This is a genomic window from Pseudomonas sp. Irchel 3E19, from assembly GCF_900187585.1.
GTDB classification, from domain to species: Bacteria; Pseudomonadota; Gammaproteobacteria; order Pseudomonadales; family Pseudomonadaceae; genus Aquipseudomonas; species Aquipseudomonas baetica.
Map to the genome: position 1 here is coordinate 129,853 of NZ_FYDT01000003.1, position 15,485 is coordinate 145,337.

A 15,485-nucleotide genomic window follows, 5' to 3' on the forward strand; every position below is an offset into this window, starting at 1 on the left:
ATACCTTTCAGGACAGCTTGAACCCACCCATCTGCCGCGCCAGATCATCCGCCAACCGCTGCAACATCTGACAATCCTCACGACACGCCCGAACCTCCCCCGCAGTGGCCCTAGCCAGATCGGAAATCCCCTGCACGTTGCGATTGATCTCTTCAGTCACCGCCGATTGCTCTTCCGTCGCCGTCGCCACCTGATGGTTCATGTCACTGATGCGCTCGACCTGCCCGGTAATCGCCGTCAACGACGCCCCGGTGCGCTGGCTCGACTCTACCCCTGTGCCGGTCGCTGCCTGTCCGGTGCGCATCGACGACACAGCGTTTTCGGCGCCTTGCTTGAGGCTGCCGATCATCTGCTGGATCTCGTCGGTGGACGCTTGAGTCCGTCGCGCCAAGGTACGCACTTCGTCCGCCACCACCGCAAATCCTCGGCCCATGTCGCCGGCACGTGCCGCTTCGATGGCAGCGTTCAGCGCCAACAGATTGGTCTGTTCAGAGACACCACGAATCACCGCCAGCACCGAATCGATCGACGCCACCTGATCCGCCAACTCACCCACAGCGCCGGCCGCCAGACCGATCTCATCGGACATGCTTTCTATATGTCGAATCGAACCGCCGACCACTTCCCGCGCCTGCATCGCTTCATCCCGAGCGATTTGCGAAGCGAGCGCCGCGTTGCCGGCGTTCTGGGCGATTTCCTGCACGGTCAGGCCCATTTCGTGGACAGCCGTGGCGACCATGTCAGTCATTTCCTGTTGGCGGCCGGAACGCTCGGCGGTGTTTTCAACGACTTTTGCTACCTGGCCAACAGCCGTGCGCAAGCGCTCGCTGGTGGTCAGCACTTCACCGATCATCCCGCGCTGACTGTCGAGGAAGCGGTTGAAGCCACGGGCAAGGTCGCCCAGTTCATCGGCGCGACTGGAATCTAACCGATGGGTCAAATCTCCCCCACCGCTACCGATTGCTACCAGTGCGGCTGTTACCTGACGAATCGGCCGCACCAGACCTTGGGCCAGCCACACGATCAGCGCCAGACACACCAACGCCACCGCCAGACCGATGCCGCCGCTCATCCACATTGCGTTGCGGGCTTCGGCATAGATCTGCGCCTGCGGCACTTCGGCCACCAGTGTCCAGCCTAAATCGCGCAGCGGCAGGCTGAAGGCGAGGAAGTCTTCGCCGTCGCGCTTAAAGCTGCTGGTCACGGCAACTGCCTTTGAGGTGGAGAGCTGCCCCATGACCGACTGCGCCGCATCGGCACCGATCTGCTCGCTCAAGGTGCGTTTGCCGCTCAATTGCGCTTCAGGATGCACCTGAATCAAACCGTCGGAACGCACGAGATAGACCTTGCCGCGCTCGCCAAAGCTGAAGTTGTGGATCAACTCCGAAAGCTCTTTCATGCTCAGACCCAACCCGGCAACACCCACCACTTTGCCGGCCTGCTCGACCTTCAAATCGATGAACAGCGCCAGCTCCCCGGTAGCGCCATCGTTGTCGATATTGAGGGTGCGCGGCTGGTTGCTGTCGAGGAAGGAATAGAACCAGGCATCGGCCGGCTTGGCGCGACTGAGGGTGCGATCCAGGCCTTTTTCGGTGATGTAGTGATTGGATTCGGTGCCGATGATCAAAGCGGTAAATGCCTTGTGTTCGGCGCGGATGCCTTCCAGATACTGCGCGAAGGCCGCCGTTTTGCTGCTGTCTTCACCCGCTGCCAACCAGTCGCGCACCATGGAATTGCTGGCGATGTCTTTAGCGGCGGTGAGGGGTTGGACGAGGATGCGCTCAATGTCGTTGCGCGTCGCTTCAATGCTCGACGGCAGCGCTTGTTCGACCAGATAGCTCTGGGCGAGGCGGTTGACCACCAGGGTATAAATGCCAACCACGATCAGAATGCTGACCAGCAGAGCGGTGCCCATGCTGAGAATCAGCTGCCATTGAATACTGCGTCGCCACAACTGCATGGAGCACCCCCAAAGAATAAGTGGCTGAAACAATGCAACAGCCGTGCCGATCGCATACAAAAATCAAAATAATTGTATACAATCAAACAGATACGCGCAGCTGAATCGATACACTGTTATTTCTAACAGTTGTTAGATTTCATGAGAAAGAAAACACTGCCGGTGGATATTCAATGAGTGACCACTCGATAAGTGCACAGGGGAAAACCCATGAAACTGAATGAAGGCGCAAATAAACAACCTGTTACTGAAGCCGAAATGTCCAAGTATCTCAAGCCGGGAGACGAAGTCTCATTTGGAGACGGGAGGGGCAACGCGAGAGTCATCTCAAAAACGCTGATCAGCGAGGGTGAGGATTGGAAACTGAAGTTAATACTGATGGATTTAGCTGACGGCAAGCCCCGTCCGGTAGAGACGGCTCCATCAAGCCTGAGCGAAATCGCGAAATATTTAACAAAGGGCGACTTAGTGATCCATCCCTCCGGGACCGGGCGTGTTTCCCACATAATGTTCCAAGCGAACGACGAAGGTAAGTTTGATCCGATAATTATGCTTGATGAGCGATAAAAGAACTGGGGCAGGATCGCTGATTTTCTGGGGGGAGAAACCCTCCCCCTGATTTCCATTGCGCGTTCGCGCCTCTGCCAGATCAGTTTGTTATCAACGCTTTTTCAACCCTGACCCATTGTTTTGGCAATGACATCTACCGTGGCGCTGACTTGCTCTTGGTAACGGTCGAGTTCTTCCTGATGCTGCTTCTTCATTTCGATCTGCTGCGAGCACAGATTCATTGCCGCCAGCACAAGCAGGCGGTCACCGATCAGCGTCGGGTATTTCCTTTTGGTGTCCGCCAACGCGGCCTTGAGCATCAAAGCGGCGTCCAGCAGGGTCTGTTCTTCCCCGGCCGGTGCCTTGATCGAATAGTCCTCCCCAAGAATGGAGACAACTTTTACCCCTGCTGTGTGGTGGTTCATGCGCTGACAGGACCTGCGTTGACGCGATCAACCAGGGCTTGAATGCGTGCTGCAGTGGCGCCGTGCTTCTCTTCCTGCTCCATCAGGCTCAGTTGCAGGCTTTCGTTTTCATCCTTGGCCTGGGCCAGTTCCGTGGACAGAGTCTGGTTGGTTTGCGCAAGGCTCTGGTTCTGTTGCACCAGATCGCTGACGAGCTGTTCCAATTGGCTGAGGGATGCTTCCAACATTTTTGATCTTCCAAGCGTTTTTCAAAGGGCGCGTACGATAAAGAAAAGTCACCACGGATGCCAGGGTTAAACCGGCGCAAGGCCTTGATTTTCCTGGTGGGCGAACGCTCTCACGAGTTTAAAAGACTGTCATCTGCCGATCTGGTTCCTGCACTTCGTCGCCCCGGGGGCGCTGCGACAAAGACGCACACGCGCTCAAGAGTTAAGCCGTATGACCGATAAGTCATCCATACAGCAGTCTCAGCCCGCATGGATGCGGCCCTTTCTTGGTATCCGCACCATGTCCCTTCGCAATATGAACATCGCCCCCCGGGCGTTTACCGGCTTCGCCCTGATCGGCGGCCTGATGCTGATTCTCGGCGTATTCGCCTTGAACCAGATGAGCAAAATTCGCGGCGCCGCAGAGCTCATCACCACCAGCAGCGTGCCAAGCATCAAGAGCCTTGATGAATTCACTCAGCTGACGTTACGTCTGCGCGTGTTGTCGTATCGTTTGCTGGTCAACCGCGAACCGGACTTGCAACAGAAGACCATCGAGTTGCTGGACATGCGGAATCAGCAGATCAGCGCAGCCCAGAGAGAATACGAGCCGGTGATTGCCAGCCCGCAGGAACGCGCGGAATACGATCAATATGTGCAGTTGCTGGGCCAGTACCGCCAGATCGAAGACCGGATGAAAACCCTGTCGCGCAACAATCAGGTGGATGGACTGCGCAACCTGATCAACACCGAGTTGCTGGACAACTCCGAAGCGATGAATACCGTACTCAATAGCTTGATGCAGCTCAACGGGCGTCAGATCAGCGAAACCAATCAAAAAGCCGCTGAACAGTACTCATCGGCGTTCGACCTGGTGGTCACTCTGCTAGTGATCGCCACCGGCCTGACCTTTCTGTTCGCCTGGCTGCTGACCACCAGCATCACACGGCCGATTGCCAAGGCACTGGATGCCGCTGAAACCATTGCCGAGGGCAACCTGACACAGTCGATCCACGTCGACGGCTCCGACGAAGCCGGGCGCCTGCTGGCGGCCATGGCCAAGATGCAATCGAAGCTGCGCGATACCTTGCAGCGGATCTCCGGTTCGGCCACGCAGCTTGCATCGGCTGCGGAAGAACTCAACAGCGTCACCGACGAAAGCGCCCGTGGCCTGACTCAGCAAAACAACGAAATCGAACAGGCTGCTACCGCCGTCAACGAAATGACCAGCGCGGTGGAAGAAGTGGCGCGCAACGCGGTGAGCACTTCGGAAGCTTCGAAGAACGCCACCACCTCTGCCGGCGACGGCCGTGACCTCGTGCAGGAAACCGTCAGCGCCATTGAACGCATGAGCGCCGATGTGCAGAGCACAGCGAGCCTGATCGGCGATCTGGCCAACGAATCCCGCGACATCGGCAAGGTGCTGGACGTGATCCGTGGTCTGGCTGACCAGACCAACCTGCTGGCCCTGAACGCTGCGATCGAAGCTGCGCGTGCCGGTGAAGCCGGTCGTGGTTTTGCGGTGGTGGCTGACGAAGTTCGTGCCCTGGCGCACCGTACCCAGCAGTCGACCAGCGAAATCGAACGGATGATCGGCAGCATTCAGAGCGGCACCGAACACGCTGTGGATTCGATGCGTAACAGCACCGAGCGCGCCGAGTCGACTTTGAACATTGCCCGTGGTGCCGGGATGTCGCTGGACACCATCAACACCGCCATCGTCGAGATCAACGAACGCAACCTGGTCATCGCCAGCGCCGCCGAAGAGCAAGCGCAAGTGGCGCGGGAAGTGGATCGCAACCTGGTGAACATCCGCGATCTGTCGGTGCAATCGGCGACCGGGGCGAATCAGACCAGTGCGGCAAGCAACGAGCTGTCGCGATTGGCGCTGGACCTGAACAATATGGTTGGGCGGTTCAGTCTTTAAACCTGCCTGCTCTGCTGTCGATCGTTCCCATGCTCTGCGTGGGAATGCAGCCGGGGACGCTCCGCGTCCCAAGCGGACGCAGAGCGTCCATTGAGGCATTCCCACGCAGAGCGTGGGAACGATCAACGGCCCCAGCGCAAAAAGCTTTTTGACAGCATCACATTTCAACAGGTTAGAATCGCTGGCACGCAGACTGCATGGTCAGTTTGTGCCCGTCTTTACGCTTCTGGAGTACTGCCTTTGAATGCGACGACCATCAACAGCCTGTTCTTGATCGGCGCGTTGCTGGTAGGCGCAAGCATTCTTGTCAGCTCTCTGTCTTCCCGTCTCGGCATCCCGATTCTGGTCATCATTCTCGCGGTCGGCATGGCGGCCGGGGTCGATGGCGGCGGGATTATTTTCGATAATTACCCGACGGCCTATCTGGTCGGCAACCTCGCCCTGGCGGTGATTCTGCTCGACGGCGGCTTGCGCACGCGGGTTTCCAGTTTCCGCGTGGCGTTATGGCCGGCGTTGTCGCTGGCCACGGTCGGGGTGTTGATCACCACCGGGCTGACCGGCATGGCGGCGGCGTGGCTGTTCGATCTGAACTTGATTCAAGGTCTGCTGATCGGCGCCATCGTCGGTTCGACCGACGCCGCAGCGGTGTTTTCGCTGCTCGGCGGCAAAGGCCTGAACGAACGGGTGACCGCCACCCTGGAAATCGAATCCGGCAGCAACGATCCGATGGCGGTGTTTCTCACCGTCACCCTGATCGACATGCTCGCCAGCGGCCAGACCGGCCTGCACTGGAGCCTGCTGACCCACTTGATCCGCGAGTTCGGTATCGGTGGCGTCATCGGGCTGGGCGGTGGCTGGCTGATGCTGCAGTTGGTCAACCGGATCAACCTCGCCGCCGGCCTGTATCCGATTCTGGTGATCGCCGGTGGTCTGGTGGTGTTCGCCCTGACCAATGCCTTGCACGGCAGCGGCTTCCTCGCGGTGTACCTTTGCGGTCTGGTGATCGGCAACCGCCCGGTGCGCAGCCGCCACGGCATTCTGCACATGCTCGATGGCATGGCGTGGCTGGCGCAGATCGGCATGTTCCTGGTACTGGGGCTGCTGGTCACGCCGCACGATCTGTTGCCAATCGCCCTGCCAGCCCTCGGCCTTGCGCTGTGGATGATTCTGTTCGCGCGGCCGCTGTCAGTGGTCGTTGGCCTGCTGCCGTTCAAGGCCTTCCATGGTCGCGAGAAAGCCTTTATTTCCTGGGTTGGCCTGCGTGGCGCGGTACCGATCATTCTCGCGGTGTTCCCGTTGATGGCGGGGCTGCCGAATGCGCAGCTGTACTTCAACCTCGCGTTCTTTATCGTGCTGGTGTCGCTGCTGGTGCAGGGCACGAGCCTGCCGTGGGTGGCCAAACTGCTGAAGGTGACGGTACCGCCGGAGCCCGCGCCGATTTCCCGATCCGCACTGGAAGTGCACATCACCAGCGAGTGGGAGCTGTTCGTTTACAAGCTCGGCGCCGAGAAATGGTGCATCGGTTCGCCCCTGCGCGAGTTGAAAATGCCCGAAGGTACACGGATCGCCGCGCTGTTTCGTGGCCAGCAACTGCTCCATCCGTCGGGTAGTACGGTGCTGGAGGTCGATGATTTGCTGTGTGTCATCGGCCATGAACACAACTTGCCGGCCCTGGGAAAACTGTTCAGCCAGGCGCCGCAACGCGGCCTCGATCTGCGTTTCTTCGGCGACTTCGTGCTCGAAGGAGACGCCCAGCTTAAAGCGGTTGCCGCGCTTTATGGCTTGCCGGCCGAAGGCATCGACCCAGACATGACCCTCGGCACCTTCATTGCCCATAAAGTCGGCGGTGCGCCGATCGTCGGTGACCAGGTGGAGTGGAACAACACCCACTGGACAGTTGCAGTCATGGACGGGAACAAGATCGGCAAAGTGGGCGTCAGATTCCCCGAAGGAAGTCGCCCGGGCCCCGGGCTCTTCCTCTAAACTGCGTCCACTATCACTTGCTCGACCGGTCTCTATGCCTACCCTGCGCTCCTTTTTCGCCGCGGCCCTGTTGGGCCTTAGTCTTACTGTCGGCCCGCTTTATGCCGCCGAACCACCGTCCAGCGAAGCCGTGCAGGCCCGTCTGGACAAGCTCGCCGACAGTAAGCTGCCCGACGCTGACAAAAAGACCCTGCAAACCATCCTGCAGAGCACGCTGACTCAACTCAATAATCAGCGTGATTACGAACAGAATCTGATCGATCTCAAGCAGCAACTGGCCACCGCGCCGAAGCAGACCATCGAAAACACCCGCGAACTGACGCGCCTGAAGGCGACTGCAGTGGTGCCAGTGGCGCAGCGCTTTCCGAAGGAGTCGATCCAGCAACTGGAGCAGATTCTGACGGATCGCTCGACCCAGCAAAGTGATCTGCAAAAGGCCCTGGCCGACGCCAACAGCCTGATCATTACCGCCCAGACCCGGCCCGAGCGCGCCCAGGCGGAAATCTCCACGAGCCAGACGCGCATCCAGCAGATCAACAACATCCTCAAGTCCGGCAAGGACGCGGGAAAAACCATCACCGCCGAGCAACGCGACCAGTTGAACGCGGAACTGTCGGCACTGAATGCGTTGATCCCATTGCGCCGTCAGGAACTGGCCGGCAACAGCCAGTTGCAAGACTTGGGCAACGCCCAGCATGACCTGCTCTCGGAGAAATCCGAGCGCCTCGATCGCGAAATTCAGGAACTGCAAACGCTGATCAACCAGAAGCGTCTGGCACAATCGCAGGAAACCGTCACCCAGCAGTCAATCGAAGCGCAGAAGGCCGGCAGCAGCAGCTTGCTTGCTATCGAAAGCACGGCCAACCTCAAGCTGTCGGACTATCTGCTCAAAAGCACCGACCGCCTCAACGAAGTCACCCAGCAGAATCTGCAAACCAAACAGCAACTCGACACCCTGACCCAAAGCGACTCGGCTCTGGACGAGCAGATCAGCGTGCTCAAGGGCAGCCTGCTGCTGTCGAAGATTCTCTATAAACAGAAACAGGCCCTGCCACGGCTCAAGGTCGACCGCGACCTGGCGGATCAGATCGCCGACATTCGTCTGTGGCAATTTGACGTCAGCCAGCAGCGTGAACAACTGAGCAATCCGGCGGCCTACGTCGACAACCTGCTGTCCGCTCAGCCACCGGAACAAGTCACCCCGCAACTGCGCAAAAGCCTGCTGGATCTGGCCAACACCCGCGCCGACTTGCTGGAGCGTCTGAATCGCGAGTTGAGCGCGATGCTCAACGAATCGATCACCCTGCAACTCAATCAAAAGCAACTGTTGAGCACCGCGCAAAGCCTGCGCGCGACCCTCGATGAGCAGATGTTCTGGATCCCGAGCAACAAGCCGCTGGATCTGGAATGGATGCGCGGCGTGCCGGAGCGTCTCAAACGTCAGGTCGACACCCTGCCATGGGCTTCGAGCCTGAGCGAACTGACCGACGGTTTGACCCAGCGACCGCTGCTGTTCCTGCCGCTGGCACTGCTGATCGGCGCACTGCTGTGGCGGCGTAAAAGTCTCTACGGTCGCCTGAACAAGGTTCACCAGGACATCGGCCATTTCAAACGCGACAGTCAGTGGCACACCCCGCAGGCGATTCTGATCAACATTCTGCTGGCGATGCCGGTGGCGCTCGGTCTGGGCCTGTGTGGTCTGGCCTTGCAGATCGACGCCCGCGGCCAGAACGCCAACATGGGCGCGGCGCTCCTGCAAATGGGGCAGGCGTGGCTGGTGTTCTACACCGCCTACCGGATTCTCGCGCCGGGTGGCGTCGCCGAACTGCATTTCCGCTGGGAAAAACCCCAGGTCGAATTCCTTCAAGGCTGGGTACGCCGACTCGGGCTGGTGGTCATGGCACTGGTCGCCGTAGTGGCGGTCGCCGAACTGCAACCGGCGGCACTCGCCGACGATGTGCTCGGTATGCCGGTGGTGCTGACCTGCTACGCGTTAATGGCGTGGTTGCTCAGTCGCTTGCTGATCAGCAGCCCGGCCCACGAAAACGCTTCACTGTTTCGCAAGGCTGTCGGGGTAATGTTCACCCTGCTGCCCATCGCCCTGTTCGTCGCGGTGTGCTTCGGCTACTACTACACCGCACTGAAACTCAGCGACCGCTTGATCAACACCCTCTACCTGCTGATGTTCTGGCTGGTGATCGAAGCCACCTTCGTGCGTGGCCTGAGCGTGGCGGCGCGGCGTCTGGCCTATCAGCGCGCCCTGGCCAAACGCCAGGCAGCGAAAGAGGCCGGCGACGGCGAAGCGGTGATCGAAGAACCGACCCTGGACATCGAAAAGGTCAACGAACAGTCTCTGCGCCTGATTCGCCTGGCGCTGCTCGGCGGCTTTATCGCGGCGCTGTACTGGGTCTGGTCGGACCTGATTTCGGTGTTCTCGTACCTGGACAACATCACCCTCTACGAATACACCAGCGGCACCGGCGCCAACATGAGCATGGTGCCGATCAGCATCGGCGACATGCTCGGCGCGCTGATCATCATCGGCATCACCTTCGCCCTCGCGCGCAACTTGCCCGGTTTGCTCGAAGTGTTTGTGCTGTCGAAGCTCAATCTCGCTCAGGGCAGTGCTTACGCCACCACGACGCTGCTGTCGTACGTGATCGCCGGCGTCGGCTTCGTCTCGACCCTGTCGACGCTTGGTGTGAGCTGGGACAAGTTGCAGTGGCTGGTGGCAGCGCTGTCGGTTGGTCTCGGTTTCGGCATGCAGGAGATCTTTGCCAACTTCATCTCCGGCATCATGATCCTGTTCGAACGCCCGGTGCGGATCGGTGACACCATCACCATCGGCAACCTGTCCGGCACGGTGAGCAAGATCCGCATCCGCGCCACGACCATCACCGACTTCGACCGCAAGGACATCATTGTCCCGAACAAGACGTTCATCACCGGGCAACTGATCAACTGGTCGCTGACAGATACCATCACCCGAGTCACGCTCAAGCTGGGTGTCGATTACGGCTCCGATCTGGATCTGGTGAAAGAACTGCTGCTCAAGGCTGCCCGGGAAAACCCGCGCGTGCTCAAGGAACCCGAGCCGCACGTGTACTTCCTCAACTTCGGCGAAAGCACCCTCGACCACGAACTGCGTATGCATGTGCGTGACCTCGGTGACCGCAACCCGGTGCTCGACGAGGTCAACCGCTTCATCAACCGCGAGTTCAAGAAGCAGCACATCAACATCTCGTTCCGGCAGATGGAGGTTTATCTGAAGAACCTGCACGGCCAGGAATACAAGATGGTGCCGATCGAGCCGGAAACCAAAACCATCGTCGCGGTGCCCGACGATCAGAAACCGCTGCAAGAGCCGCCGCCGGCCAAACTCGACTAACCGGTCTAATCCCAGCAGAATGCTCGGACATTCTGCTGGAGCAGGCCCTTGAAAGCCCTCGACGAACTGACCTTCGACAATCGCTTCGCCCGCCTGGGCGACGCGTTCTGCGCCCACGTGCTACCCGAGCCGATCGACAATCCGCGTCTGGTCGTCGCCAGTCCGGCGGCCCTGGCCTTGCTGGACCTCGACCTGGCGACCGCTCAAACCGAGGAATTTGCCGAACTGTTTGGCGGCCACAAGCTGTGGGCCGATGCCGAGCCGCGGGCGATGGTCTATTCCGGGCATCAGTTCGGTGGCTACACCCCGCAATTGGGCGATGGCCGGGGCTTGTTGCTGGGCGAGGTTTACAACGAAGCCGGCGAACACTGGGACTTGCACCTCAAGGGCGCCGGACAGACGCCGTTTTCGCGCATGGGCGACGGCCGTGCGGTGCTGCGTTCGTCGATCCGCGAGTTCCTTGCCTCCGAAGCGCTGCATGCGCTGAACATCCCGTCTTCGCGCGCGGCCTGCGTGATCGGTTCCGACACCCCGGTCTGGCGCGAAAAGCAGGAACGCGCGGCGATGGTGCTGCGTCTGGCACCGAGCCATATCCGCTTCGGCCACTTCGAATATTTCTACTACACCAAACGGCCCGAGCAGCAGAAGCAGCTCGGCGAACATGTGCTGGCGATGCACTACCCCGAATGCCTGGAACAGCCGGAACCGTATCTGGCGATGTTCCGCGAGATCGTCGAGCGCAATGCCGAACTGATCGCCAAATGGCAGGCCTACGGCTTCTGCCACGGCGTGATGAATACCGACAACATGTCGATCCTCGGCATCACTTTCGACTTCGGCCCGTTCGCCTTTCTTGATGACTTCGACGCCAACTTCATCTGCAACCACTCGGACGATCAGGGCCGCTACTCGTTCAGCAATCAAGTGCCCATCGGCCAGTGGAACCTCAGCGCCCTCGCCCAAGCGTTGACGCCGTTCATCAGCGTCGAAGCCCTGCGCGAAACGCTGGGTCTGTATTTGCCGCTGTTTCAGGCGCACTACCTCGACCTGATGCGCCGCCGCTTCGGCTTCACCACCGCTGAAGATGACGATCAATTGCTGCTGGAAAACCTGCTGCAACTGATGCAGAACAGCGGCGTTGATTACACGCTGTTCTTCCGCCGCCTGGGTGATCAATCTGCGGAACTGGCCGTTACGCAATTGCGTGACGACTTCGTCGACATCAAAGGCTTCGATGCCTGGGGCGAGCGTTATGTAGCTCGGGTTGCCCGTGAAGGCGCGCTCGATCAGGAACAGCGCCGCACGCGGATGCACGCGGTCAATCCGCTGTACATCCTGCGTAACTATCTGGCGCAAAAAGCCATCGATGCCGCCGAGCAAGGCGACTACTCGGAGGTTCGTCGCTTGCATGCTGTGCTTAGCAAGCCGTTCGAGGAACAGCCGGGGATGGAGAGTTATGCAGAGCGGCCGCCGGAGTGGGGCAAGCATTTGGAGATCAGTTGTTCTTCTTAAAGGGCTGAACTCCATCTTGATAAGCGATTCGTGCGTCTCCAGATAAGGCGTACGCATCGTAAAACTTCTCCGAGCCGAACATGACCAACCCACTCCTCATCCCCTGCCCATCCTGCAACGGCCTTAACCGCATTCCAGCCGAGCGCCTCGCCGACCAGCCGAAGTGCGGGCGCTGCAAATCTGCAGTGCTGTTAAGCAAACCGTTCGAACTCAAGCAAGGCGACTACGCCAGCCAGATCAAGGGCGATCTGCCGTTATTGGTGGACGTGTGGGCGGACTGGTGCGGGCCATGCAAGTCGTTTGCGCCGGTGTTCGAGCAGGCGGCTGCGCAATTGGCCGGCAAGTGCCGCTTGGCCAAGCTTGATAGCGAAGCCAATCAGCAGTTGTCAGCGCAGTTGGGGATTCGCTCGATTCCGAGTTTGATTCTGTTCAAGAACGGCCGGGAAGTGGCGCGCCAGAGTGGCGCGTTTCCGTTGCCGCAGTTGATGGCGTGGCTGCGTAGCCAGGGGATCTGACCCAACGCAACTCCAATTGTGGGAGCGAGCCTGCTCGCGAAGGCGTTCGGTCAGTCAACTCAGATGTTGAATCTACCGACCGCTTCGCGAGCAGGCTCGCTCCCACAGGTAGGTTGGGTGCAATCCGGCAAATCAGTGATCTTCAAGCAGGTTGTGCAGCTCAACAAACTGCTGAGTCAGCTTGTGTCGCGGATCGAGGTGGATCAACGGCGTATTGGCTTGGTGCGACTCACGCATCCGTACCGAGCTGGTCAGGTACACCGGCAACACCGGCAAACCTTCGGCGATCAACTCATCCAGTATTTGCTGCGGCAGACTCGCCCGGGCCTGGAACTGGTTGACCACGATGCCTTCGACTTCCAGCCCTTCGTTGTGGTCTTCCTTCAATTCTTCGATTTCCGCCAGCAAGCCATACAAGGCCTGGCGCGAAAAGCTGTCGCAATCGAAAGGGATCAGCACGCGATCCGCGGCAATCAGCGCCGATACAGCGTAGAAATTCAGCGCGGGAGGCGTATCGAGGTAGATCCGGTCGTAATCTTCCGATAGCTCATCGAGCAACTTACGCAGCTTGTTGATCTTGTGCTTGGCCTCAAGCTTGGGCTGCAGATCGGCCAGCTCGGCGGTCGCGGTGATGATGTGCAGGTTGTCGAACGGCGTTTCGTAGATGTCCGCCTGATTCTTCTTGGAGAACGGCCCGGAAGACAGTGTCTGCTTGAAGAAGTCGGCAATACCCATCGGGATGTCGTTGCCGGTGAGCCCGGTCAGATACTGAGTGGAGTTGGCCTGGGCATCGAGGTCCACCAACAGCGTGCGATAACCCTCGCTGGCGCTCACCGCTGCGAGATTGCAGGCAATGCTGGACTTGCCTACGCCACCTTTCTGATTGAACACCACGCGCCGCATGACAAAACCTCCGTGTATCAAAGAATGACCGAGTGTAGATGCGCGAGACCTCGCTTCGCTACCTTCACGGAAGCGGACTACAAGGTCTGATGCAAATATCCGAATACCGACAGAGCAGAAAACGTCATTAATCGTCGAGATGCCTGACAGACAAATCCCAATCAATCTGGATAATGGCCAAGTGACAGTTTTTCTGCGAACCACTCGGTACATTTCATTGCGCAAAATGTAACCAGCATTTGCTACAGACTCGTCGCACCGGGATAATGCGCGCCACCCGGCGCCATGCGCCACGTCAAGTCTGCTGCGGCTCTGGCGATTCAACGCGTCAACAAAAGCCCGCAGGGGCGGGATGAATGTCCGTGATCAACTTCAACATCGCCCAATGGCGCGCGTGGGCCCCTGGGCTCGACAGCGTGGACGCCTGGCAGGCCTGGAGCCGACAGCCGGTCGTGCTCCAGAGCAACGATGCCGCGCCCGATGTGTCGTTTTTACCGGCCATGCAACGCCGCCGCCTCAGCCGTCTGGCCCGAATGGCCTTCAGTGTCGGCTGGCCACTGGCCGATGGTCGGGAAAACCTGCCGTTGGTGTTTGTCTCGCGACACGGCGAAACCCCGCGCACCTACGACATTCTCAGCGACCTTGCCAAAGATGAACCGCTGTCGCCGACTCAGTTCAGCCTGTCGGTGCACAACGCGATCATCGGTCTGTGGTCGATCATGCGCGGCGAAACCAGCGAAATGACCGCCCTCGCCGCCGCGGGCGACGGTCTGGAACACGGCATGCTCGAAGCGGCGGCGCTGCTCAATGAAGGCGCTCCGGCGGTGTTGCTGGTGATCACTGAAGAACAACCGCCCGCCGCCTATTCGCAGTGGATCGACGATGTACCGTTTCCTTACGCGCTGGGACTGCTGCTCACCCCCGGTACCGACTGGCGGCTGACCCTGAACAGCAGCACCGAAGCACTGTCCAAAGCGCATTGGCCCCATGCGCTCAACCTGCTGCGCACCCTGCTTGGCCAGCAATCCCTTTGCCAACATGCCTGGAAAAATCGTGTATGGACCTGGCAACGCAACCCGTGACCGAGAAAAACCGCGACGCCTACTACTGGCGCTTGCTGGCGACCGCAGCAAGCTTTGCTCTGTTCGGGCTCGGCGGGCTGTGCCTGCGTTTGGTGGTTTTTCCACTGCTCGCCTGCCTGCCAGGCGATGCTGCCAGACACCGCCAGCGTGCGCGGCAAACGGTGAGTCGGCTGTTCTGGTTCTTCGTGCAGTTCATGGCCCGCACCGGCGTGTTGACCTATGACATTCAGGGCGCCGAGCGCTTGGGCCGTCCGGGGCAAATGATCATCGCCAACCACCCGTCGCTGATCGATGTGGTTTTCCTCATAGGACTGGTGCGCCATGCCAATTGCGTGGTGAAAAAAAGCCTGTGGGAAAACCCCTTTACCCGTGGCCCGCTACGCCGTACCGAATACATCAGCAACGACGGCAGCATGGACATGCTCGATGCCGCCGCCGAGTCCCTGCAAAACGGCCAGACGCTGATTATTTTTCCCGAAGGCACCCGTACTCAACCGGGCCAGGCACCGGCCTTTCATCGGGGAGCAGCGGCGATTGCCCTGCGTGGTGCGAAGATTCTTACCCCGGTGATCATCAAGGTCAGCCCGACCACTTTGACCAAGGCCGAACCCTGGTATCGGATCCCGCGCCGTCGCGTGCACTTCAGTTTTCGTGTCGGGGCCGATATAGACCCACAGACCTTTGCCGCGATGGGCCCTGCCCCGCAGGCCTCGCGCAAGCTCAACGATTATTTGCACTCTTACTTTATTAAGGAGCTCGCCGAAGATGAGCGATCTGAATCGTGACATCAAACTGCTGATCATCGACGCTCTCGGCCTCGAAGACATCAGCGTCGACGACATTGGCGACGACCAGACGCTATTTGGCGAAGGCCTGGGCCTGGACTCGGTCGACGCGCTGGAACTGGGTCTGGCGATCCAGAAAAAATACGGCATCAAGATCGACGCCGACGCCAAAGACACCCGTAACCACTTCACCAATGTGGCGAGCCTCGCGGCCTTCGTCACGGCAAAACAGGCAGCTTGAGACCGGACC

The 15,485-nt window shown here is 59.4% G+C and carries 12 protein-coding genes and 3 pseudogenes; 10 read left to right on the forward strand and 5 right to left on the reverse strand.

What is annotated here, in order from left to right; translation table 11 throughout:
- Window positions 1-7: 7 nt before the first annotated feature.
- Window positions 8-853 carry a methyl-accepting chemotaxis protein gene (locus CKW18_RS31375; protein WP_371857605.1) on the reverse strand — a complete coding sequence of 282 codons (846 nt, stop codon included), beginning with the start codon at window positions 851-853 and terminating at the stop codon, window positions 8-10.
- 21 nt (window positions 854-874) lie between these two features.
- Window positions 875-1,960, reverse strand: a pseudogene (locus CKW18_RS31380) (cache domain-containing protein); the annotation flags it as partial.
- Window positions 1,961-2,170: 210 nt separating this feature from the next.
- On the opposite strand from CKW18_RS31380, the gene CKW18_RS03060 reads away from it, so the two are divergent.
- Window positions 2,171-2,527, forward strand: a complete 357-nt coding sequence (locus CKW18_RS03060; RefSeq protein ID WP_095187397.1) for a hypothetical protein — start codon at window positions 2,171-2,173, stop codon at window positions 2,525-2,527.
- Window positions 2,528-2,631: 104 nt separating this feature from the next.
- Here CKW18_RS03060 and CKW18_RS03065 read toward each other — a convergent pair whose 3' ends face one another.
- Both CKW18_RS03065 and CKW18_RS03070 read right to left on the reverse strand, forming a co-directional pair.
- Entirely contained in the window at window positions 2,632-2,934 is a 303-nt protein-coding gene (locus CKW18_RS03065) for a cell division protein ZapA (protein ID WP_095187398.1), read from the reverse strand.
- Window positions 2,931-3,161 (reverse strand): hypothetical protein, encoded by a 231-nt coding sequence (locus CKW18_RS03070; protein ID WP_095187399.1) that lies wholly within the window; start codon window positions 3,159-3,161, stop codon window positions 2,931-2,933. The genes CKW18_RS03065 and CKW18_RS03070 overlap by 4 nt, the downstream gene beginning before the upstream one ends.
- Before the next feature lie 346 nt (window positions 3,162-3,507).
- Here CKW18_RS03070 and CKW18_RS31385 point away from each other — a divergent pair.
- The 6 genes and pseudogenes from CKW18_RS31385 to trxC all read left to right on the forward strand — a co-directional run.
- Window positions 3,508-4,164: pseudogene (locus CKW18_RS31385) on the forward strand (MCP four helix bundle domain-containing protein); the annotation flags it as partial.
- Window positions 4,165-4,467: 303 nt separating this feature from the next.
- Window positions 4,468-5,067 (forward strand): annotated as a pseudogene (locus CKW18_RS31390) (methyl-accepting chemotaxis protein); the annotation flags it as partial.
- A 240-nt stretch (window positions 5,068-5,307) separates the two neighbouring features.
- A complete protein-coding gene (locus CKW18_RS03080; RefSeq protein WP_095187401.1) occupies window positions 5,308-7,050 on the forward strand; it encodes a potassium/proton antiporter in 1,743 nt (580 codons plus the stop codon).
- Between the two features lie 34 nt (window positions 7,051-7,084).
- Window positions 7,085-10,438 (forward strand): mechanosensitive channel MscK, encoded by a 3,354-nt coding sequence (gene mscK / locus CKW18_RS03085; RefSeq protein WP_095187402.1) that lies wholly within the window; start codon window positions 7,085-7,087, stop codon window positions 10,436-10,438.
- A gap of 48 nt (window positions 10,439-10,486) precedes the next feature.
- On the forward strand, window positions 10,487-11,950 hold the full coding sequence (selO, locus tag CKW18_RS03090; RefSeq protein ID WP_095187403.1) for a protein adenylyltransferase SelO: 1,464 nt from the start codon (window positions 10,487-10,489) through the stop codon (window positions 11,948-11,950).
- Between the two features lie 80 nt (window positions 11,951-12,030).
- Window positions 12,031-12,465, forward strand: a complete 435-nt coding sequence (gene trxC, locus CKW18_RS03095) for a thioredoxin TrxC (RefSeq protein ID WP_095187404.1) — start codon at window positions 12,031-12,033, stop codon at window positions 12,463-12,465.
- A 132-nt stretch (window positions 12,466-12,597) separates the two neighbouring features.
- Here the strand turns inward: trxC and CKW18_RS03100 are convergent, their stop codons facing one another.
- On the reverse strand, window positions 12,598-13,368 hold the full coding sequence (locus CKW18_RS03100) for a ParA family protein (protein ID WP_095187405.1): 771 nt from the start codon (window positions 13,366-13,368) through the stop codon (window positions 12,598-12,600).
- Between the two features lie 356 nt (window positions 13,369-13,724).
- Here CKW18_RS03100 and CKW18_RS03105 point away from each other — a divergent pair, with 356 nt between their 5' ends.
- Genes CKW18_RS03105 through CKW18_RS03115 form a run of 3 tightly spaced genes read left to right on the forward strand, consistent with a single transcriptional unit; the run spans window position 13,725 to window position 15,476 of the window.
- Entirely contained in the window at window positions 13,725-14,450 is a 726-nt protein-coding gene (locus CKW18_RS03105) for a beta-ketoacyl synthase chain length factor (RefSeq protein WP_095187406.1), read from the forward strand.
- On the forward strand, window positions 14,426-15,235 hold the full coding sequence (locus CKW18_RS03110; RefSeq protein ID WP_095187407.1) for a 1-acyl-sn-glycerol-3-phosphate acyltransferase: 810 nt from the start codon (window positions 14,426-14,428) through the stop codon (window positions 15,233-15,235). The genes CKW18_RS03105 and CKW18_RS03110 overlap by 25 nt, the downstream gene beginning before the upstream one ends.
- Window positions 15,216-15,476 carry a phosphopantetheine-binding protein gene (locus CKW18_RS03115; RefSeq protein WP_095187408.1) on the forward strand — a complete coding sequence of 87 codons (261 nt, stop codon included), beginning with the start codon at window positions 15,216-15,218 and terminating at the stop codon, window positions 15,474-15,476. Before CKW18_RS03110 ends, CKW18_RS03115 begins: the two co-directional genes overlap by 20 nt.
- Window positions 15,477-15,485: the final 9 nt, after the last annotated feature.